Raw genomic sequence first — 22,200 nt, 5'->3', positions numbered from 1 at the left:
GGAAGCTGCATTACTGCAGCTCCATTCCCCATATTTTACAGTCTCTGGTTCCAACGACCATATAATTTTTGTATACAGCAGGAGATGCTTCGATGACACCGTCACTGATCTGGTGGGTGTCCAGAACGTCTCCTGTTTTTCCATCCAGAAGATAAATGTGGCCGGTACTGTTGCAGTACAGAACCCTTCCGCTACCATCGGGATTATATACACATACCGGGGAAGACCAGGCATAGGCAGATTCGTGTTCCCAGACTACTTCACCTGTGCTTTTATCAATACAAGTCAGAACACCCTGTGCCTGTCCGTCGGTTCTTGCCACAGTTACATAAATGAAATCAGACAATTGTTCCCTGCCAGGGGCAATGGTGGACTGGACACCGCCGGAAACACCATCATCGGAAGCGCATTCATAGGATTTCTGCCAGATGATTTCACCAGTTTCTGCATCAATTTTCCATATAGGAACTTCCGCAGTAGAATTGCTTCGCCATCCAAGGCGGAAGGAAGTACTGATATACAGATAAAGATGTCCGTCCTCCACAGAAAGAACCGGGGAGGAGTTTGAATCATCCAGAATGTCCTGTACCCACACAAGCTGCAAGGTATTCAGATCAAGACACATAAGATTCCCGCCGTTGTCTGACATAAAAATGTATCCGTCATAGATTGCCGCGCTGTCCTCCATGCCAAGCCAGTAGGAGGCGACGCTGGTTCTGGTTCCGTAATAATGCCATTTTACAATGTTATCCGGTGAAATGGATAAAGTTCCGGCTTCGGGATCATACTGGGTGTTTAGTCTGATCAGGTAGAAAATGCCGTTTTCACCGGGATAAATAAGGGTGTCTGTTTTGGCGTCCACAAGGGCGGAGGAGTCAAAATAGCTTAAGTTCCCTCTCAGGGAAAAGGGATCGTTATTGCCAAAGGTGTACATGACACTGCAGTCCAGGAGATTTACCACAAAGACTCTGGCAGTTCCTTCATTGCTGTCGTATCCGGCCCCCACATAAAGGATGGGATAGCCTCTTGGGTCAAGGGCACCGGAACCTTTGAAGGTAAATCCCAGATAAAGGGGATCTCTTGTAGCTTCGCCGGTTTCCAGATCCAGGAAATAGACATAGCCATCCATGCAGGCATAGATCACCTCTACAAGGTCATCCTTTTCTTTTGCCCAGTCATACATATTCATGGTCATTTTGACTTCTTTGGACCATTTTTCCATAAGGGGCTGACCTGTCCATCCGCTTCCGGTCCAGGTGGCATCGCCATAAGTAAGGGAGCCGGTCTTGGCGGTCCACAGATCTTTGATTTTCCCCTCTTTGATCTGGGCGCAGCCATAGGAAGCAGTATCGCGGAAATTGTTGCCGCGGAAGGTTATGATTCCGTCTACATCTGTGTAGCCAAGTCCCGCATCAAAGGAATGGGCTGCGGCTGGCTGATAGTCTGACACATTGGCAAGTGTCTGTCCATCTACTTCAATGGCGGTAGAGTCTATGTATAGAGAGGGCTTGGTGGATTCTGTACACCTAGGGGAAAATTCCGCTGGGCGTGCCATTGCTGCTTTTACTGCTGCCAGGGAATCAGACTGTTCCATGTCTATACCTCCGTTTTCACCAGAGGATGTTTCTGCGATCATGGAGACAGTGTTTGCGTTTTCACGGATCTTTTTTACAAGGGAAACGCCCCCACACAGCAGAACCCCGGCTGCGATCACAAGACTTATGCCAAGAATCAGCTTCCGGAGAAAATACTTTCTTTGGAGCTGGCGCTTTCGTCTGCCTGTTTTTCTTTTCTTTTTCTTATTCATATTGGTTCCTTCCTGTGTCTACAGATATTGATGCATTTCTGATTCGATTGCTTCTGATAGCTGAATTATACAAGGTACAGGATGGAAATTCAAGGCATTCAAGGCGTTAATCTTTTACCTTGACAGTGTATACGACAAATTGCTACAATAGTAATAATTGTGTGTAAGAGGAAACGAAGTAAATGACAATTTGACAGGAGGAAAAAACATGCTGAAAGTATGGATCGTAGGATCAGAAGGACAGATTGGAACAGCAATCAATGAAGTGCTGGATCCTCTGGAAATCGAAGTTTTGAACACAGATAAGAATGAGCTTGATATTACAGAGACAGACGAAGTTCTCCGCTTTGGTGAGATCAACCGTCCGGATGTGATCATCAATTGTGCGGCTCTGACCGATGTGGAGCTTTGTGAAAAGAAGCCGGAGGAGGCATTCCGCGTAAATGCCTTAGGTGCCCGTAACTTAAGTATCGTGGCAAGAAAAACAGGCGCCAAAATGGTACAGCTTTCCACAGATGATGTGTTTGATGGCCTGGCAAAGAAGCCGTACACAGAGTTTGACGACACAGATCCCAGGACTGTTTATGGAAAGTCCAAACGGGCCGGGGAAAATTATGTGAAAGAATTTACCCATAAGCACTTTATTATCCGAAGTAACTGGGTGTATGGAAAGGGAAATAATTTTGTAAACCGTGTGCTGGAGGCTGCTGATGAAAAAAGAGCTCTTTCTGTGGCAGAAGACCAGTATGGTTCCCCTACAAGTGCCAAAGATCTGGCAAGGATCATTCTGCATCTGATTCGTACCAATGAGTATGGAACTTACCATGCTACTTGCAAGGGCGTCTGCAACCGTTATGAATTTGCCCAGGAAATCCTCCGCCTTGCCGGCAAGGAAGACCAGCTGAACCCGGTTCCTACTCCGCAGTCAGATCTGTCTTCTGCAAGACCGGCATATGCAGTTCTGGATAATTTTATCCTGCGTATTATTGATGTTTATGAGATGCCAGACTGGAAGGACTCTCTGAATGAATTTATGAAAGAAAAGATGGAGGGCTGAGATGGCTGCAAAAAAAGAAAATAACGGAAAAGAAAAAAAGAAACTTGGCCTTACCAGTATGATCTTTATCGCGCTGATCGCTGGAGCCATTACCGGAATGGTTCTTCATTATATGGTTCCGGACAGCAGTTTTAAAAGTGATGTGATCGTAGAAGGCGTTCTGTATGTCCTTGGACAGGGCTTTATCCGCCTTATGAAGATGCTGGTAGTGCCGCTTGTATTTTGTTCCCTTGTCTGCGGAAGTATGGCAATCGGAGATACCAAGAAACTTGGAAATGTAGGTGGAAAAACGCTTATTTTCTATCTGGTCACAACAGCAGTTGCGGTTGCAGTTGCCCTTGGAATCGGTAGTCTGATGCAGCCTGGTATCGGACTGGATATGAGCCAGATTCAGGCGAATGCATCTGATATTGAGACTATGGAGTCTACTTCCCTGGTGCAGACAATCCTGAATATCATTCCGGATAATCCCATTAAATCCCTGGCAAGCGGTGAAATGCTTCAGATTATTGTATTTGCCCTGATCATTGGTGTGATTCTTGCCAAGCTTGGAGAGCGTGCAGAGACAGTTGCCAATTTTATCAGCCAGTTTAATGATATTATGATGGAAATGACCATGATGGTTATGAGCCTGGCACCGATCGGGGTTTTCAGCCTGATCGCAAGAACCTTTGCAAATATTGGTTTCAGTGCATTTGTTCCGCTGGCGAAATATATGATCGCGGTTCTGATCGCGCTGGCGATTCAGTGCTTTGGGGTATACCAGATCCTGCTTAAAGTGTTTACAGGTCTGAATCCTCTGAAATTTATCAAGAAGTTTTTCCCGGTTATGGCATTTGCATTTTCTACGGCAACGTCAAATGCGACGATTCCTCTTTCCATTGATACTTTGTACAAGAAGGTGGGCGTTTCCAAAAAGATTTCGTCTTTTACCATTCCTCTTGGAGCTACTATTAACATGGATGGTACTTCCATTATGCAGGGTGTGGCGGTTATGTTCGCAGCCCAGGCTTTTGGAATACATCTGACGCCAATGGATTATGTGACGGTAATCGGAACTGCGACGCTGGCATCTATCGGCACTGCAGGTATTCCAAGTGTTGGTCTTGTTACGTTGACGATGGTATTTAATTCTGTTGGTCTTCCGGTTGAGGCAATCGGTATTATCATGGGTATTGACCGTATTCTGGATATGGCAAGAACAGCAGTTAATATTACCGGTGATGCAGTTTGTACTACGATCGTGGCCAGCCAGAATGGGGCTTTGGATAGAGAAGTGTTTAATAAGGCTGAGTGAAATATAGCTCAGTAAAATAAAACCGTGTATATATGTGAAAATAAAAAACATATATACGCGGTTTTTTGGCGTACGCCAGGGAGGGGCGGTGCATTTCGGACAACGTCAAAAAACGGGATTTCACTCCGTCGCTGATTGCAAGTGCCATGAACAAACTCGCCCTTGCAGGGCTCAGACAGTGTTCATGGCACTTGCGCTATACTCGTGAAATCCCGTTTTTTGACTAACTGTCCGAAGTGCACCGCCCCTCCCTGGCTGTTGTTGGCAAGAGCGAATAGTGAATAGTAAGAATTGTGTAGAGTGAATACGAAAGAGCATTGTTCCGAGGAAAAATATAATGGCAATGTATATGTGAAATGTTTGATAAACGGTTTTGGGAAAAATAAAATTGAACGTGAATAAACAGTGTATAACACTTGACAACAGTATAACACTGTTATATACTGTTAATCGCAAAGGAGGAGCTTCATGAAGATCATTATCAACCATTCGTCAATGCAGCCGATTTATGAGCAGATCACGGATCAGATCAAGGCGATGATCATTGACGGGACATTAAGAGAAGAAGAGATGCTTCCTTCTGTGAGAACCCTGGCGAAGGAGCTGAAGATCAGTGCACTTACGGTGAAGAAGGCTTATGACTTTCTGGAGGAAGAGGGCTTCGTGGTTACGGTGCATGGGAAGGGCAGCTTTATTGCCAAGAATAACCAAGGGCTTCTTATGGAGGAGCGGAAACGGGAAATTGAGACAGAACTGGAGGAAGTGATCCGGAAGGCGCGTATCAGCGGGCTTGCGGACAGTGAGATCCGGGAACTGTTTGATTTGATTATGGAGGATTAGGTATGTTGCTGAGTATAGAACATTTGCAGAAAAATTATAAAGATTTTTCCCTGGATGTAAGCATGGAGCTTGAGGAAGGACAGATCACCGGTCTTATTGGAGCTAACGGGGCGGGGAAAACCACTACGTTTAAGGCAATTCTGGGACTGGTCTATCCGGATGCGGGACAGATCTGCATATTTGATAAAAACCTGGAGGAGATTACCGCCAGGGAAAAAGCCAGGATCGGTGCCGCGCTTTCTGATAGTGGGTTTTCAGGCTGTCTGAATGTGAAGCAGGTTATGCATGTTCTTGAGGGGGCTTATGAAAATTTCGGGAAAGAGATGTTTGAGAAACGGTGCAGGGAGTTTTCCATCCCTCTGGATAAGAGACTGAAGGATTTTTCTACCGGAATGAAGGCGAAGCTGAAGGTGCTGATCGCGACCAGTTTTCAGGCGAAGCTTCTGATTCTGGATGAGCCCACTGCCGGGCTGGATGTAATTGCCAGGGACAGTATTCTGGAATTATTAAGGGAATACATGGAGACGGAAGGAAGAAGCATTCTGATCAGTTCCCATATTTCCTCCGATCTGGAGAATCTTTGCGATGATATTTATATGATCGACAAAGGAAGAATTGTGCTTCACGAGAATACAGATCTGCTGATGGATGAATATGGTCTGATCAAGGTGGATGAGAAACAGTATGCTGCGTTAGATAAACAACATATCCTGAGGGTAAAAAAAGAAAGCTTTGGTTATAGCTGCCTGACAGATGAGAAGGGCTTCTATAGGGAAAATTATCCTCAGGCGGTAGTGGAAAAAGGCTCTTTGGATGAGATAATCATGATGATGGTTAAGGGGGAAGCGCTATGAGAGGAGTATTTATAAAAGATCTGGAAACACTGAAAGGGAATGGCAGAACTTTTGCAGCTGTCTACGTGATTGCGCTTATCTGTTTTCTTGGAACTTCCGCAGGACCCTCTTTCCTGATCAGCTATGTATCGGTTCTGGCTGCGATCATGGCAGTGAATACCATTGCTGCTGATGATATGGACAATGGAATGGCTTATATTTTCACTTTTCCTATAAGCAGAAAAGAGTATGTAAAGGAGAAGTATGTGCTTGGTGCGGGGATGATCACAATATTGTGGCTGGTGGCAGTTGTGATAGCTGCCTGCGTGAATTTATCGGGCTTTCGCACAGCACCTTGGGAAGAACTGCTTGCCTCGGCAGCCGCCGGGATCTTTCTTGCAGTTTTTGCAGAAGCAGTGATGTTTCCGGTGCAGCTGAAATATGGAAATACAACCGGAAGGATCGTGTTGTTTGTACTTGTATTTGGAACCATGGCCATAGGATGGATCGGGTCTGAAATATGTAAAAAAATGCATGTGGATGTATCTGCTGTCAAAGCTTTCGGAATGCAGATTTTTGAACTTGGTATTCCGGTATGTCTTGGAATCCTGTTTGTTCTTATGTTGCTATTGCTTCTGATTTCCTGTACAATATCCATAAAGATTATGGAGAAAAAGGAGTACTGATTTTGGAATGAAGAAGAATCAGATTTATATAAAGTGCGGGACGGACTATACCGGGATGACGAAGGAGCTGCTGACAGAATGTGATCTGGCAGGAGAAATCGAGCGGAAATTTAAGAAAACCGGTACTGAATTGTGTTTGACGGATAAAAGAAATCCTGTGTCAGATTTACAGCAGAATAATACCGGTATTGTAACAGAAGAAAAACAGTCTGCAATTCTGGCGAAAGGTAAGCGCCCAGAGAGCAATTTGTACAGGATGAGAATCGGCATCAAACCTAATTTAGTAGCTCCCATGGAGGCATCCTGGGGAGGCACTACCCATCCGGAGGTAGTTGCCGGAATTGTGGAATATCTTCAGGAAAAAGATTTTACAGATCTGGTGATCATGGAAGGTTCCTGGGTAGGAGATAAGACTTCGGAAGCTTATGAGGTTTGTGGTTACAGGAGCTTGTGCGAAAAGTATAATGTTCCTTTTCTGGATATGCAAAAGGAAAAAGGAATTCCGGTAGAATGCGGTGATATGACACTGAATATCTGCAAGAGTGTTCGGGATGTGGATTTTCTGATCAATGTCCCGGTATTAAAGGGGCATTGCCAGACGAAGATCACCTGCGCGCTGAAGAATATGAAAGGTCTTTTGCCAAATTTCGAAAAGCGTAGATTTCATGCTCTTGGGCTTCATGATCCCATTGCCCATCTTGGGCTTGGGATTCACCAGGATTTTATTGTGGTAGATAATATCTGTGGGGATCTGGACTTTGAGGACGGAGGAAACCCGGTGGTTATGAACCGCGTCCTGGCAGGTATGGATCCGGTTCTTATGGATGCGTATGTCTGTGATATGATGCATTATCAGGTAGAAGAAGTGCCCTACATTGTAAAGGCAGCAGCACTTGGCGTGGGTTGCGGGGATATCAGCCAGGCAGAAATCTGTGTCACTGATGGCAATCCTGGAAAGCCTATTCCAAAATCCAGGAAGGTAGTAGAGCTTGCCGATGCTGTTGAAGAAGTGGAGTCCTGCAGCGCTTGTTATGGCAATCTGATTCCGGCACTTGACCGGCTGAAAAGCGAGGGACTTTTGAAGAAGCTGGATACCCGGATATGCATCGGGCAGGGTTATCGCAATCAACATGGAAATCTGGGAGTTGGGCACTGTACCAGAAATTTTGAGCATCATCTGGATGGATGTCCGCCGACGGAAGAGGAGATTTATGAATTCCTGAAAGGAGTGTTGTAATTGTTCAGAGTCAAGATGATTTTTGTACAAAAATTTATTTGGCGGATATGCCCCAATAAAGAAATGCGAAACATTTTGGAAATTGGCTCTGAATAATAATATTGTAAAAGACGGAAAGAAAGGATATAATTCTGTGGAATACAAAAGGCAAGAGAGGTATTACATATGGGTTCCTTATTTTTAGCAGTAATTTATTTGATCTTCATAAGTCTTGGTCTCCCGGATTCCCTTCTGGGATCAGGCTGGCCGAAGATGCAGATCGCGTTTGGCGTGCCATCCTCATATGCAGGGTATGTGTCGATGACCATTTCTTTTATGACGATCATTTCTGCACTGTTAAGTCCTAAGCTGATCCGGAAATTTCACACGAAATGGATCGTGATCGTTTCTATTTTCCTGACAGTGCTTGGCCTGATCGGCTTTTCCTGTTCTCCTGTATATGGCATGCTGTTTTTATTTGCAGTACCTTACGGATTAGGAGCGGGGGCCATCGATGCATCGGTAAATCATTATGTGGCAAATAATTATTCTTCATCCGTAATGAATTTTTTACACTGTTTTTATGGAGTGGGAGCAGTGATCAGCCCGAATATTATGGCTCTGGCTTTAAAGCAAGCCAGATGGAATGAAGGCTACAGATGGACTGCTTATATCCAGATCGCGATCCTTCTGGTAGTGATCCTGTCATTACCTTTATGGAAACAGAATGATTCAAAAGCAGAAGAGGAGGATCAGGCCGTGGCAGGAATCAGGGAGACCATAAAGGTTCCTGGAGTTGTGTTCACACTGATCGCATTTTTTGCCTACTGTTCCGGAGAAGCGACTTGTTTTCTCTGGACTTCCAGTTATTTTGCAGGGATGAAAACCGGACTTTCTGATGGTATGATCGCTTCTTTCGGGTCACTTATATTTGGGGGGCTTATGATAGGCCGGGTAATCTCCGGATTTGTTTCCAGCAGGCTAAGCGATAAAATGCTGATCCGAATCGGAATTCTGGTAGAATTGATTGGTATTTTCCTGGTTATGATACCAACAGAAGGATATTTATTAACAGCTGCTGGTTTTCTGATCATTGGCACTGGTATGGGGCCTGTTTATCCGGCAATCCAGCATATGGCGCCTGGGAAATTTGGAAAGAAATACAGTGCGGCTGTGATTGGGATGCAGATGGCTTCTGCCTATGTGGGCAGTACTTTTATGCCCATGATCTTCGGACATCTTCAGGAGCTGATCGGAATCTGGATTATGCCAGGATATCTGCTGCTTTTTGCAATCCTGAATATTGGCCTGATGGAGGCGTCTGACCTGGCTTGTAAAAAGCAAAATAAAAGCTGACAAATTCTTAGGCAGGAGTGTTGCATGGAAGATATTTTGCATAATAGGAAATTTTGTGCAAAATATTTCTTAAATGAAAATGCCGCCCCACAATTGTGGGACGGCGATTTTGCTGTCAAGGGAGTTTTTTATAGCCCCTTGCATTTCTTTCCTTATAGAGGAGCTTCCAATCGATTAATTCAGAAGTTTCTTTACCATTTCCACGATCTGCTCTTTAGAAACCGTACTGCTGTTAATGCAAAGATCATACTGCAGCATGTCCAGCCAGTTGGTATCTGTAAAATATTCATAATAAGCACGGCGCTCTTTGTCTGTTCGCTTCACAAGCTTGCGTACACTTTTTTCTTCTCTGTCAGTACGTGCCATCACTGTTTTTACACGATCCTCAAATGGTGCATAGATAAACAGACTGATGTGCTTCTTCTGGCTGTCCTTTAATATGTAGTTGCTGCAGCGTCCTACGATCACGCAGTCTTCCTTATCCGCAGCTTCCAGAATGCTTTTTTTCTGCAGGTCAAAAAGTACATCATTCATGGGCACAAAGTGGTACTCCGGATTCATCTGAAGCTCGTAATCCACAGGATAAAGCCACTGGCTTGCTTTCTTTTCATCTACTCTGGCAAATTCGTCAAAGGGGATATTTTTCTCCCTGCTGGCCATTTCAATCAGTTCTTTATCGTAGAACTTAAATCCCAGTTCCTCAGCAAGAGCCTTTCCAATAATACGTCCGTTACTTCCAAACATACGATTGATAGTTATGATACGGTTACTCATAAACGCCGCCTCCTTTTGTGGTGGATTGGAATTACAGGATGTATGACCTTTCATCCCAGATGGTATAATTTTTGTTATAAAACAGAATATATAATATATTTTCTGTTTTTTTACACATTATAACACAATTATTTGAAAATATCTATAGGATTTGCATAAAATCAAAATAAAAAAATATTCAGAATCTGTCATTTTGCTGGAAATTTACGGCTGTTCTTGTTATACTAGAACATGTTAAAAGGATAAGTCTGCGCTTTTTTACGGAGATACTATAGGAACCAAAGAGAAAGCATTTTGCAGGCTGGTTTTTAACAGTTACGATATGAGAAAGGAAAAATCATGCTTAAAATAAAAAACTATGTGAAAGTGGAATCACTGGAAGAAGCTTATGAGCTGAACCAGAAGCGGACAGCCTGTGTGCTTGGCGGCATGGTCTGGCTGAAAATGGGCAATCGTAATATCACCACTGCAATTGATCTTTCCGGTCTGGGGCTGGATACCATTACAGAGACAGAGGATGAATTTGTAATCGGTTGTATGACGCCTCTTCGCGATCTGGAATTACATAAGGGCCTTGATACCTATACAAACGGAGCAGTGAGGGAAAGTCTGCGCCACATTGTAGGCGTGCAGTTCCGCAATTGCGCTACTGTTGGAGGCAGTATCTGGGGACGTTTTGGTTTTTCTGATGTGCTGACCATGTTTCTGGCACTGGACACAGAGGTAGAGCTTTTTAAAGGGGGCAGAGTCTGTCTCTCTGAATTTGTGAAAATGCCAAAGGACAGAGATATTCTGGTACGCATTGTGGTGAAGAAAACTCCGGTGAAAACCTGTTATTTAAGCCAGCGGAATACCAAGACAGATTTTCCGGTGCTTGCCTGTTGCGTAAGTCTGTCAGAGAGTGGAGTGAAAGCTGTTTACGGAGCCCGTCCGGCGAAGGCCTTTCTTTTGGAAGATAAAGAACATCTACTGGATGGCATGGAGAATCTGAATGACAGTGAGAAAAAAGAAGTCTGGGAGAAATTTGCAGAATATGCAGCGACCCATGTTTCTACAGCGGGAAATATGCGAGGCAGTGCAGCGTATAGAACTCTTCTTGTGAAGGTTCTCACAAGAAGAGCATTAGAAGCAGTGGGAGGTATGACTGATGAAAATTAATTTCTGGCTGAATGGAGCCAAAAAAGAAGAGGAAATCCGTCCGGACACCATGCTTCTGGAATTTTTGCGAAGTCTTGGGTGTTACAGTGTGAAGAGAGGCTGCGAAACTGCCAATTGTGGCCTTTGTACCGTTCTGGTAGAAGATAGGCCCATGCTCTCATGCAGTGTTCTGGCAGCACGTATTGACGGAAAAAGAGTTATGACGATGGAAGGCCTTCAGGATGAAGCAAAGGAATTTGGTACCTTTCTTGCCAATGAAGGTGCAGAGCAGTGCGGCTTCTGTAACCCTGGCTTTATCATGAATGTACTTGCCATGACAAAAGAGCTGGAAGATCCTACAGAAGAAGAGATCAAGGAATATCTGGCGGGCAATCTGTGCCGTTGTTCCGGATTTATCGGACAGACCAGAAGTATTTTGAAATACCTGGAATACAAAAAGGAATCCAATATGGAGAAGCAGGAAAATAGAAATCAGGAAAGTGCAGAGAAGGAGGTGCAGGCATGAGCTATGTGAACCAGTCTTTACAGAAAAAGGACGCCATGGCGCTGGTTACCGGAAAACCGGTATATACAGATGACCTGGCACCAAAGGACTGTCTGATCATCAAGATCTTAAGAAGTCCCCATGCCAATGCCTGGGTAGAAGAAATTAAGACAGATACAGCCATGAAAGTGGAGGGTATGGTATGCATCCTTACCTGGAAGGATGTGCCGAAGAAACGTTTTGCTTCTGCCGGACAGACTTTTCCAGAATTCAGTCCTTATGACAGACTGATCCTGGATCAGCATCTCCGCTTTGTGGGAGACGCAGTGGCAATTGTGGCAGGTGAGACAGAAGCTGCAGTTGATCTGGCCATGAAGCGCATCAAGGTAAAATACCGGGTGGAAACACCGGTGCTTGACATGCATACTGCTAAGGATAATCCGGTGCTGGTTCATCCCGAAGAGGACTGGGAGTCTAAATTCCCGGTTGGTGCGGACAATAAGAGAAATCTTGCAGCCAAAGGTCATGAAGAGATGGGCGATATCGATCAGGTCCTGGCAGGCTGTAAATATACCGTTGACGAGGTTTATCATACAAAGGCAGACCAGCAGAGTATGATGGAGACATTCCGGACATACTGTACGAAGGATCATTTCGGCAGACTGAATGTGGTGGCATCCACGCAGGTACCGTTCCATCTGCGCCGAATCCTTGGAAATGCCCTGGGAATCCCATCATCCAGTATCCGCGTGATCAAACCTCGTATTGGCGGCGGCTTTGGAGCAAAGCAGACGGAGGTCTGTGAAATTTATCCGGCCCTTGTCACCTGGCTTACCGGACGTCCGTCCAAAATCGTGTACAGCCGTTATGAATCTTTGATCTGCGCTTCTCCACGACATGAGATGGAGGTGCATGTCAAGGTTGGTGCAGACGAAAATGGAATTGTAAAAGGAATTAAAGTTGAGGCTCTTTCCAATGCAGGTGCTTATGGAGACCATAGCCCTACAACCATTGGACTGACCGGTCATAAGGCCATTGCCCTGTACCGTAATCTGGAAGCCTATGCTTTTGATTATGAGGTTGTATATACCAATGTGCAGGCAGCAGGCGCATACCGCGGGTATGGGGCCACACAGGGGCTATACGCAGTGGAATCAGCAGTAAATGAGCTGGCCCATAAGATGAATATGGATCCGGCAAAAATCCGTGAGCTGAATATGCCGATTGAAGGTGAGCCAATGTATGATTACGATGGCAATCTGACACGCACTGCAAGCTGCGCCATGGACCGTTGTCTGGCCCGTGCCAAGGAGATGATCGGCTGGGATGAGAAGTACCCATACAAGGATATGGGAAATGGGAAAGTGAGAGGTGTAGGGCTTGCCATGGCCATGCAGGGTTCCTCCATTGCCAATGTTGATGTGGGAGGTGCTACCCTGAAGCTGAATGAGGATGCATCCTATACATTATCTCTTGGCTGTGCAGATATGGGAACCGGCTGCGATACCATTCTTTCCCAGATGGCAGCAGACTGTCTGGAAACAGAAATCGACAATATTGTGGCATTTGGTGTAGATACGGATATCTCTCCTTATGATTCCGGTTCCTATGCTTCTGCCACTACTTACGCCACAGGAAACGCTGTGATCAATGCCTGCGGGGAATTAAAGAAGCGTATTATCAGAATCGGGGCCCAGATGCTTGGAGTAGAACCAAAGCAGGCTGATTTTGATGGCAAAAAGGTTTATGCAGGTGAAAAAGAGGTTAGCATTCAGGATGTAGCTTATAAAGGAACCTGTGGAAATAACCAGGAGCTGCAGGTGACAGCTTCTTTCTCTTCAGAGATTTCCCCGCCGCCTTATATGGTGGGAGCAGCAGAAGTGGAGATCGATAAAGAAACTGGAAATATAGATCTGATTGACTATGTGGCAGTGGTAGACTGCGGAACCCCGATCAATCCTAATCTTGCCCGTGTCCAGACAGAGGGCGGTGTTGCCCAGGGAATCGGTATGGCCCTTATGGAGAATGTGCAGTATTCCAAGGAGGGCAGAATCCGGGAGAATTCTTTCATGCAGTATAAGATACCAAGCCGTGTGGACATTGGAAATATCCGCGTAGAGTTTGAGAGCAGTTATGAAAAGAGTGGCCCCTTTGGAGCGAAATCCATCGGTGAGCTGGTAATTGACACACCGTGTCCGGCAATAGCAGATGCGGTCTATAATGCTTCCGGTGTCCGGGTAAGAGAGCTTCCCATCACACCGGAGAAGGTTGCTATGGGGATTCTGGAGAACCAGTTAAAAGGAGAGAAGAATAGATGAGAGAGGTTTGTCTTGCGTGCATAGGATTTATTCTGGAAATGATCGTATTTTTTGCAGCAGGCAGACTTTTGTCCAAAGTATTAAAAGTCAAAGGGAATCTGTCCCTGCAGCTTGTGCTTGGATACCTGGTTTATTTCGCAGTATTTGAAGTGGTGATGGTGCCAATGACACTTTTGTGGGTGCCGTTGAATGTGGCGTCAGTAGTGTGGGCGCTTCTCGTAGTGATCTGTCTGGCAGGCGGTTCCCTTTTACGAAATGGCGGATGGAAAAGACATAAGAAAACTTCAGGCAAGGGAATAAAAGAAGGGTTAAAACAGCTTTGGAAAGAGCATTCCATAATGCTTCTGGCGGCTGTGGCAGTGGTTCTGTTTCAGTGTCTGATCGTGATCTCCTACCAGGATACCACAGTAGATGCCACCTATTACGTTGGAACGGTCAGTACCTCTGTGTATACCAATACTTTAGGCAGATATGATCCATTCCGGGGCGGCATTCTGAAAGCTTTTCAGGCACGTTATATTTTATCCGCATATCCTATGAACAATGCAGTGTGGTGCAAGCTTCTTGGGATTCATCCGATCGTCCAGGCAAAGGTTGTTATGTCCTGTATAAATGTGATCATCTCCAACCTGATCATCTATCAGATTGGTAAGCATTTGTTTGATAACAACCGGAAAAAAGCAGATCTGATGATAATATTTGTATGCGTGCTTCAGCTGTTTTGCGGCACTATTTATACGACGGGAACGTTTTTCTTTACCAGGAGCTACGAGGGAAAGGCGATTCTGGCAAACATTGCTTTTCCAGCTGTGCTGATGTGCGCCTTATGGTTTTACCAGCAGAAAAACGAAAAAAAGGTCTGGGTTGTCCTGTTTCTTACCGCTGCAAGTGCCCTGGCATTTTCCGGATCTGCTATCATTTTCCCGGCAGCAATCCTGGCAGGTATGGTACCGGCAATGCTTATGAACCGGAAATTTTCAGCAATTCCCTATTGTATCCTGTGCATGATTCCTTCTGGCATCTATGCAGCAGTTTATTTTGCATGTAAGCTTGGGCTTATCCGGCTGGCGGCATCTTAAAGGAGGAAAAGTATGGCTGGAGTAACGATTGAAGAACTGGGGCTGAAATTTGTGAAAGCCTGTATGAAGCTGTACTGGGGATCCTGGTGGTATCCATTCCTTTTTGCAGTTGGCCTCTTGTGTACGTTAATCTGGGGACGAAAAAAAAGTTCCAGGATTTTCATCGGATATACGGTATTTCTGTTTCTGACAGTATATAATCCGGTGGTTGTGAAATATATCATTGCGAAGCTTGATTTTGAAAATGAATATTACCGTTTTATATGGATTCTGCCAGTGATTCCGGCTATTGCTTATTATGGTGTAAGCTTTGTATGCGCATTCAAAAAAAGATGGCTGAAGGCTGCGGCAGTTATTGCAGTACTGGGAGTATTCATCTGTCTGGGAAATCCATTAGATGGAGTGGTGAAGAATTTTGCATGTATAGAAAATATTTATAAAGTTCCGGATGAACTTATTGAAATTTGTGAGATTCTGCATCAGAATATGGAGAAGCCGACTGCAAGACCCAGAGTGGTGTTTGACAACAGTCTCAATAATATAGCAAGACAATATGATCCGCAGCTTCGTCTTACGATCAGTAGAAATGCAAGTATCTACAGAGCGGGAAGCACAGTAGCCGGAGAATATCGTGAAGACAGCAGAACTTATAAAAGGCAAAAGGCGATTCTGGATGTGATTGATTATCAGATATACGATCATGCAAAAAAATTCCGGAAAGCATTAAAGAAAACAAAAACGAAATTTGTAGTTGTTAGGAAGAATGAGGAATTGCAGGCATTTCTTTTAAAAAACGGGTGTGAACAGATAGGAGAAACAGATTCTTATAATATATTCCGTTATGTTGGATTAAAGAAGAAATAAAGAATCCACAGTGATGGAATACCTGGCAATCAGGGAAAAAGAGGGAGGAAAGAAATGAAAAATTACGATCGAAAAAGGTGGACTGTCCTTCTGGCAGCAGTCATGATGGTTATTCTGGCTTGTCCTGCCACAGTTCTGGCAGCAGATGGGGAAGCTGCTACGCCGGCTGTGTATGCCACTTTCTGGTCATTGGTGCCACCTGTTGTAGCCATTGTCCTGGCGCTTATCACAAAGGAAGTTTACAGCTCTTTGTTTCTTGGGATTTTAGTTGGAGCACTTCTGTACTCCGGTGGAAATTTTGAGGGTACCGTAAACCAGATCTTTTCCGGTGGAATGATAAGTGTACTTTCATCTGGCAGTAATGTTGGTATTCTGGTGTTCCTGGTAATTCTTGGAACCATGGTCTGCCTGATGAACCGTGCAGGAGGATCAGCAGCCTTTGGGCGCTGGGCCAGCAAGCATATCAAAACGAGAGTGGGAGCAGAGCTTGCGACTATTTTGCTTGGTGTGTTGATCTTTATTGATGACTATTTTAACTGTCTGACGGTAGGAAGCGTTATGAGACCTATCACAGACCAGCACAATGTATCCCGTGCAAAACTGGCGTATCTGATCGATGCCACCGCAGCGCCGGTATGTATTATCGCACCGATTTCTTCCTGGGCGGCAGCAGTCAGCGGTTTTGTACCAGGGGAAGATGGAATGTCAGTATTTGTAAAGGCGATTCCATATAACTATTATGCACTTCTCACGATCGTTATGATGGTTTCCATGGTGCTTATGAAAGAGGAATTTGGTGCCATGGGAGTGCATGAATCAAATGCATTAAAGGGGGACCTGTTTACCACCGCTGCCCGCCCGTATGCTTCAGGTGAAGGGGAAGGACAGGTGAATCCCAGAGGAAAGGTTATGGATCTTCTGATCCCTATTATTTCCCTGGTTATCTGCTGCGTAATCGGGATGATCTACACAGGCGGATTTTTTAGTGGCACTGATTTCGTAACTGCTTTTTCCCAGAGTGATGCATCTGTTGGTCTGGTACTGGGAAGCTTTTTCGGCCTGGTTATCACGATCCTTCTGTATATGGTCCGCAGGGTATTATCTTTCCGCGATTGCATGGCATGCATACCGGAGGGCTTCAAATCCATGGTTCCGGCAATCCTGATCCTTACTTTTGCATGGACCTTAAAGAGTATGACAGACAGCCTGGGTGCTGCTGAATTTGTGGCGGAAATGGTGAAATCCTCAGCTGAAGGGCTGGTAAACATGCTCCCGGCGATCATTTTCCTGGTAGCCTGTTTCCTGGCATTTGCAACGGGAACTTCATGGGGAACCTTTGGCATCCTGATTCCAATTGTTGTCCATGTATTTGAAAATACACCTGGAGATCTGATGATCATTTCTATTTCTGCCTGCATGGCAGGTGCTGTATGTGGTGATCATTGCTCGCCGATTTCAGATACTACCATTATGGCTTCCGCAGGTGCCCAGTGTGATCATGTAAATCATGTATCTACCCAGCTTCCATATGCGATTGTGGCGGCAGTTGTGTCATTTGTAACTTATATTTTTGCAGGCTTCATCCAGAGTCCACTGTGCCTGATCATTGGCGTGGCGCTGATGATGGGAGCTATGCTTATAGTGAAATTAAGATTTTCAGATCTGAAAAACGAATAAAGAGCAGTAAAACCTTATATAATGGAAAAATGGACGAAAAAATCAGAATCAACAAATATTTAAGCGAAGCAGGATTTTGTTCCAGGCGGGAAGCAGACAGTCTGATCCAGGATGGACGGGTCACAGTAGAAGGACATAAGGCAGAACCTGGTGAGAAAATCTCACCAGATATGATTGTGTCTGTAGATGGAAAGCCCGTAAAAAAAGTGGAAAAAAAGGTTCTTCTTTTATTTTATAAGCCACGGGGAGTGGTATGCAGTACGAAAAAACAGCGCCAGGAAACTACTGTGACCGAGTATCTGAATTATCCGGTGCGGATCTATCCGGTAGGACGTCTTGACAAGGAATCAGAAGGGCTTTTGCTTTTAACCAACCAGGGAGACCTGGTGAATAAGATCATGCGCGCCGGAAACTATCATGAAAAGGAATATCTGGTGACGGTGAACAAGCCGGTAACGGATGGATTTGTTAAAAAAATGTCATCAGGTGTTCCCATTCTTGATACAGTTACCCGTCCCTGCTTTGTAGAAAAAACAGGGAAAAATTCTTTCCGGATCATTCTGACCCAGGGCTTGAACCGCCAGATCCGCAGAATGTGTGAATATCTTGGATACCAGGTGCTCACCCTGAAGCGGATCCGGATCATGGACCTGACACTGGACGGGCTGAAAGAGGGAGAATACAGGGAAGCGACCAGAATAGAGTGGGAAAATCTGGAGCGTAAAACTGCGGATTCTTCCCAATTGCCTGCATTTTTGCGCCAGGAAATGCAAAGAGTTTCCTTACCAGCTGCAAAAAAGCAAAAGGGTTTCTCTATGAAACCCAAACCAGCTTCAGGTAATCAGAACAGAAAAACAGGAGGACATCATGGAAAATTCTCTACAGCGAATGAAAGAACTGGTAGAAACCCTGAACAAGGCCGCAAAGGCATATTACCAGGAAGACAGGGAAATCATGAGCAATCAGGAGTACGACAGTCTGTACGACCAGCTGGAGCAGCTGGAAAAAGAGACCGGTACCGTTCTCACAAATAGCCCGACTGTCCGGGTGGGATATGAGGCGGTCAACGAGCTTCCCAAGGAGGAGCATCCAAGCCCCATGCTTTCCCTGGACAAAACGAAGGACAGGGAGGTACTTAGGGGGTTCATTGGAAGCCATAAATGTCTTTTGTCCTGGAAACTGGATGGACTGACCATTGTCCTTACTTATGAGAACGGGGAGCTTGTGAAAGCTGTTACCAGGGGCAATGGAATTGTTGGAGAAGTAATTACGAACAATGCAAGGGTATTTCGGAATATTCCGCTTCGAATTCCGTATAAAGGCCAGCTGGTGCTTCGAGGAGAAGCTATTATTACTTATTCTGAATTTGAGCGGATCAATGAGACAATCGGAGATGCAGATGCAAAGTATAAGAATCCCAGAAACCTTTGCAGCGGTTCTGTGCGTCAGCTGAACAATGAGATCACAGCGAAGCGAAACGTACGTTTTTATGCATTTGCGCTGGTTAGCGCCCAGGATGTGGAATTTTATAATTCCAGAGAGCAGCAGTTTATCTGGCTGAAAGAACAGGGCTTTGAGGTTGTGGAATATAAAATCGTTACCTCTGAAAGTCTGGATGAAGCCATGGATTATTTTTCCACTGCGATTGTAAAGAATGATTTTCCATCCGATGGACTGGTTGTCACTTATGATGATATCGCATACGGGGAGTCTTTGGGAAGTACCGCCAAGTTTCCGCGGAATTCCTTTGCTTTTAAATGGGCAGATGAAATGCGGGAAACCAGACTGGTGGATATGGAGTGGAGCCCGTCAAGAACCGGGCTGATCAATCCGGTGGCTATTTTTGAACCGGTAGAATTGGAAGGTACAACAGTAAGCCGTGCAAGCGTGCATAATATCAGCATTGTGAAGGAGCTTAGGCTTGGAATCGGAGACAGAATCAAAGTTTATAAGGCGAATATGATCATTCCCCAGATTGCGGAGAACCTGACAAAGAGCGGGAATCTGGTGATTCCGGATAAATGTCCGGTGTGTGGTCATGAAGCACGTATCCGTCAGGACAATGATGTGGAAACCTTATATTGCATGAATCCTGACTGCGTTGCCAAGAAGATTAAGTCCTTCAGCCTGTTTACCAGCCGTGATGCCATGAACATTGACGGCCTTTCAGAGGCAACTCTTGAGAAATTCATCGCCATGGGATTTATCCATGATTTCGGGGATATTTTTGAAATAGGGAAATATAAGGAACAGATCGTGGAGATGGAAGGCTTTGGACAGAAATCTTTTGATAATCTGATGGCAAGTCTTGAGAAAGCGAAGGAGACGACTCTGGCAAAGGTGATCTACAGTCTTGGAATTGCCAATATCGGTCTTGCCAATGCAAAAGTGATCTGCAGGCATTTTGATGATGATATTGAAAAAATACGTCATGCCGACGAAGAGGAAATCAGTTCTATTGAGGGAATCGGACCAGTAATTGCCAGAAGCCTTGCCGATTATTTTAAAAGTGAAGAGAACAATCAGAAGCTGGAGCATCTGCTTAGCCACCTTCATCTGATCCATGAAGAAAATACTGAAGAGCAGGTATTTGCAGGGAAAACCTTTGTTATTACTGGAAGTGTGGATCATTTTGCCAATCGTTCAGAAGCAAAAGCATATATTGAAGCACGGGGCGGTAAGGTGACAGGCTCTGTGACAAAGAAAACCGATTACCTGATCAATAATGACAAGGCTTCCACATCTTCAAAAAATAAAAAAGCCCAGGAACTGGGAATCCGGATCCTGTCAGAGGAAGATTTTCTTAAGCTGGCGGGAGAGTAGTAGGGATTGTTTTTGAGACATATTATTGAAATAGGTACTTGTTAAGCTACGAGGAGGAAAAGAAATGCCAATTAAAATACAAAGTGATCTTCCGGTAAAAGAAATACTGGAAAAAGAAAACTTATTCGTTATGGACGAGAATCGTGCTATGCACCAGGACATCCGTCCAATCTATATTTTGATCCTGAATCTGATGCCATTAAAAGAGGAAACAGAGCTTCAGCTGCTTCGTTCCCTTTCCAATACTCCTCTTCAGGTAGATGTAAGCTTTATGGCGGTAGAGTCTCACCAGGCAAAGAATACATCGAAAAGCCATCTGAATAAATTTTATCAGACATTTTCTGAATTAAAAGATAAAAAATTTGATGGAATGATCATTACCGGAGCTCCTGTGGAGCAGATGGAATTTGAAGAAGTAGATTACTGGGAGGAAGTAACCAAGATTATGGACTGGTCCGAAACACATGTGACCTCCACGATTTTTCTGTGCTGGGCTGCACAGGCTGCTCTTTATCATTTCTATGGGCTTAAGAAACGTATGCTGGATAAAAAGATGTTCGGTCTTTTCTGGCATAAGGTTATGAACCGTAAAATTCCGCTGGTAAGAGGCTTTGATGACGTATTTCTGGCACCTCATTCCAGACATACAGAGGTTCCGATCGAGGATGTACATGCCTGCAAGGCTCTTACCGTTCTTGCTGAATCTGACGAAGCAGGACTCTTTCTTGCTATGGCAGAAGATGGCCGCAAGATTTTTGTAATGGGACATCCGGAGTATGACCGCGTGACTCTTGACGGTGAGTACAAACGTGATCTGGGAAAAGGTCTCCCTATTGAAATGCCTGAAAATTATTACCGTGATAACAATCCGGAAAACGGGCCGCTTCTTCTCTGGAGAGCACATGCCAATAACTTATATACCAATTGGCTCAATTATTACGTTTATCAGTCAACCCCATATGACCTCTACGGAACCCCTGATTTTTCCAGTATTTCCAAGGAGTGACAGAAACTGGTATTTCATGTAAGGTGTTATAATTTCACGCTGTTTGAGATGAAAATAGTGTCAAAATGGTGTCAGATCCAATAGAAAATGGTGTAGTAATGGCGTAAAAGTGGCATAAAAATGGTGTAGTATATGTGCGAATATAGAAATCCCCCCGGAAGTCAGGTGTACCTTCGGGGGGATTTGTAAATCTGTTTTTGGGAAATCTGCTGTAGGATATAGAAGTGTGATGGCCTTTTGACTAAAGTATATTCTAATTATCTGTACTTCCGGAATCTGGCATCCAGGAAGCCGTGTTTTCTTCAATTACGGCCATTCCACATTTTATGACGAGCGCCTGGTTTTCCTTTAAATTGAGAATTGCTGTTTCGGGAGTTTCCCCTTCTTCTGGTTTATGCAGTTGTATCAGGTTCGTGTAAGCATCGCCGTTTACATCATTTTCTACGGTATTAAAATCCCTGTAAACAGCAATATCTACAGAAGAGTCACGCATTGTACTTAAAGGGGTTACCCTGAAACTGCAGGCTTTTATATCAGTTCCCACCACATAGGTGCCCTGTCCGATCACATTGTCTCCGCCCCGATTGCCGATTTCTACATTGATTTTGTCACGAAGAGTCACAAGATCTTCAGTGCTCATGGAAGCAAGATCAAGTGCGCTCTGCTCGGATGCCTGTACAGGCACAGCAAGAAGACCGATGGTTAAAAGAATAGATGCAAAAGTAGTTCTTTTCATCATAAGTACCCCCTTTAAAAGAAATTATATGTTTACCAGAATTGTATCATATATACGTTTCCATGTATATGAGCAAAGTAAAACAATTTTTACAAGTAGACACAACTATTCCGTCAAAAGAAAAAACTTTACATCTTGTGGATATTGTGCTATACTTTGTAAGTCGAAGTGGTTGTACATTGATAATTC

18 protein-coding genes and 1 pseudogene are annotated in these 22,200 nt (G+C 44.5%); 16 read left to right on the top strand and 3 right to left on the bottom strand.

All coding sequences use genetic code 11. The annotated features are described in order from the left end of the window. Positions 1-10 precede the first annotated feature (10 nt). On the bottom strand, positions 11-1,807 hold the full coding sequence (locus tag ACTQWB_RS15120; protein ID WP_441502247.1) for an outer membrane protein assembly factor BamB family protein: 1,797 nt from the start codon (positions 1,805-1,807) through the stop codon (positions 11-13). A gap of 208 nt (positions 1,808-2,015) precedes the next feature. Between ACTQWB_RS15120 and rfbD the strand changes: the two genes are divergently transcribed. From rfbD to ACTQWB_RS15085, 7 genes are all read left to right on the top strand, one after another. After that, entirely contained in the window at positions 2,016-2,864 is an 849-nt protein-coding gene (rfbD, locus tag ACTQWB_RS15115; RefSeq protein WP_441502248.1) for a dTDP-4-dehydrorhamnose reductase, read from the top strand. 1 nt (position 2,865) lies between these two features. After that, positions 2,866-4,161: a dicarboxylate/amino acid:cation symporter gene (locus ACTQWB_RS15110; protein ID WP_441502249.1), complete on the top strand. Its 1,296-nt coding sequence runs from the start codon at positions 2,866-2,868 to the stop codon at positions 4,159-4,161. Positions 4,162-4,629: 468 nt separating this feature from the next. Then, positions 4,630-5,001 (top strand): GntR family transcriptional regulator, encoded by a 372-nt coding sequence (locus ACTQWB_RS15105; RefSeq protein ID WP_441502250.1) that lies wholly within the window; start codon positions 4,630-4,632, stop codon positions 4,999-5,001. A gap of 5 nt (positions 5,002-5,006) precedes the next feature. Continuing rightward, a complete protein-coding gene (locus ACTQWB_RS15100) occupies positions 5,007-5,855 on the top strand; it encodes an ATP-binding cassette domain-containing protein (RefSeq protein ID WP_441502301.1) in 849 nt (282 codons plus the stop codon). Next, positions 5,852-6,520, top strand: a complete 669-nt coding sequence (locus tag ACTQWB_RS15095) for an ABC-2 transporter permease (RefSeq protein ID WP_441502251.1) — start codon at positions 5,852-5,854, stop codon at positions 6,518-6,520. Before ACTQWB_RS15100 ends, ACTQWB_RS15095 begins: the two co-directional genes overlap by 4 nt. A gap of 7 nt (positions 6,521-6,527) precedes the next feature. Beyond that, positions 6,528-7,757 carry a DUF362 domain-containing protein gene (locus ACTQWB_RS15090; protein ID WP_441502252.1) on the top strand — a complete coding sequence of 410 codons (1,230 nt, stop codon included), beginning with the start codon at positions 6,528-6,530 and terminating at the stop codon, positions 7,755-7,757. Between the two features lie 165 nt (positions 7,758-7,922). After that, complete coding sequence (locus ACTQWB_RS15085; protein WP_441502253.1) at positions 7,923-9,092, top strand: MFS transporter; 1,170 nt, start codon at positions 7,923-7,925, stop codon at positions 9,090-9,092. A gap of 174 nt (positions 9,093-9,266) precedes the next feature. On the opposite strand, the gene ACTQWB_RS15080 is transcribed toward ACTQWB_RS15085, so the two are convergent. Then, on the bottom strand, positions 9,267-9,866 hold the full coding sequence (locus tag ACTQWB_RS15080; RefSeq protein WP_441502254.1) for an AAA family ATPase: 600 nt from the start codon (positions 9,864-9,866) through the stop codon (positions 9,267-9,269). Positions 9,867-10,205: 339 nt separating this feature from the next. On the opposite strand from ACTQWB_RS15080, the gene ACTQWB_RS15075 reads away from it, so the two are divergent. The 9 genes and pseudogenes from ACTQWB_RS15075 to metA all read left to right on the top strand — a co-directional run bounded on the left by ACTQWB_RS15075 (position 10,206) and on the right by metA (position 21,275). Continuing rightward, complete coding sequence (locus tag ACTQWB_RS15075) at positions 10,206-11,024, top strand: FAD binding domain-containing protein (protein WP_441502255.1); 819 nt, start codon at positions 10,206-10,208, stop codon at positions 11,022-11,024. After that, the gene (locus tag ACTQWB_RS15070; protein WP_441502256.1) at positions 11,014-11,529 is read left to right on the top strand and encodes a (2Fe-2S)-binding protein; all 516 of its coding nucleotides are present in this window, start codon (positions 11,014-11,016) and stop codon (positions 11,527-11,529) included. Before ACTQWB_RS15075 ends, ACTQWB_RS15070 begins: the two co-directional genes overlap by 11 nt. Then, positions 11,526-13,826, top strand: coding sequence for a xanthine dehydrogenase family protein molybdopterin-binding subunit (locus ACTQWB_RS15065; protein ID WP_441502257.1), 2,301 nt, complete (start codon positions 11,526-11,528; stop codon positions 13,824-13,826). The genes ACTQWB_RS15070 and ACTQWB_RS15065 overlap by 4 nt, the downstream gene beginning before the upstream one ends. Continuing rightward, entirely contained in the window at positions 13,823-14,905 is a 1,083-nt protein-coding gene (locus tag ACTQWB_RS15060; protein WP_441502258.1) for a DUF6077 domain-containing protein, read from the top strand. The genes ACTQWB_RS15065 and ACTQWB_RS15060 overlap by 4 nt, the downstream gene beginning before the upstream one ends. Before the next feature lie 12 nt (positions 14,906-14,917). After that, positions 14,918-15,769 (top strand): hypothetical protein, encoded by an 852-nt coding sequence (locus ACTQWB_RS15055; protein WP_441502259.1) that lies wholly within the window; start codon positions 14,918-14,920, stop codon positions 15,767-15,769. A gap of 102 nt (positions 15,770-15,871) precedes the next feature. Further along, positions 15,872-17,446, top strand: coding sequence for a Na+/H+ antiporter NhaC family protein (locus ACTQWB_RS15050; protein WP_441502302.1), 1,575 nt, complete (start codon positions 15,872-15,874; stop codon positions 17,444-17,446). A 29-nt stretch (positions 17,447-17,475) separates the two neighbouring features. Then, positions 17,476-18,129 (top strand): annotated as a pseudogene (locus tag ACTQWB_RS15045) (pseudouridine synthase); the annotation flags it as partial. A 184-nt stretch (positions 18,130-18,313) separates the two neighbouring features. After that, positions 18,314-20,269 carry an NAD-dependent DNA ligase LigA gene (gene ligA, locus ACTQWB_RS15040; RefSeq protein ID WP_441502260.1) on the top strand — a complete coding sequence of 652 codons (1,956 nt, stop codon included), beginning with the start codon at positions 18,314-18,316 and terminating at the stop codon, positions 20,267-20,269. A gap of 64 nt (positions 20,270-20,333) precedes the next feature. After that, on the top strand, positions 20,334-21,275 hold the full coding sequence (metA, locus tag ACTQWB_RS15035) for a homoserine O-acetyltransferase MetA (RefSeq protein WP_441502261.1): 942 nt from the start codon (positions 20,334-20,336) through the stop codon (positions 21,273-21,275). 253 nt (positions 21,276-21,528) lie between these two features. Here metA and ACTQWB_RS15030 read toward each other — a convergent pair whose 3' ends face one another. Continuing rightward, a complete protein-coding gene (locus ACTQWB_RS15030; RefSeq protein WP_441502262.1) occupies positions 21,529-22,014 on the bottom strand; it encodes a hypothetical protein in 486 nt (161 codons plus the stop codon). Between the last annotated feature and the right edge of the window lie 186 nt (positions 22,015-22,200).

Origin of the sequence: Blautia sp. HCP3S3_H10_2, assembly GCF_052122375.1 — a bacterium.
GTDB lineage: Bacteria > Bacillota > Clostridia > Lachnospirales > Lachnospiraceae > Blautia_A.
This window is presented reverse-complemented; position numbering and strand designations above follow the sequence as displayed.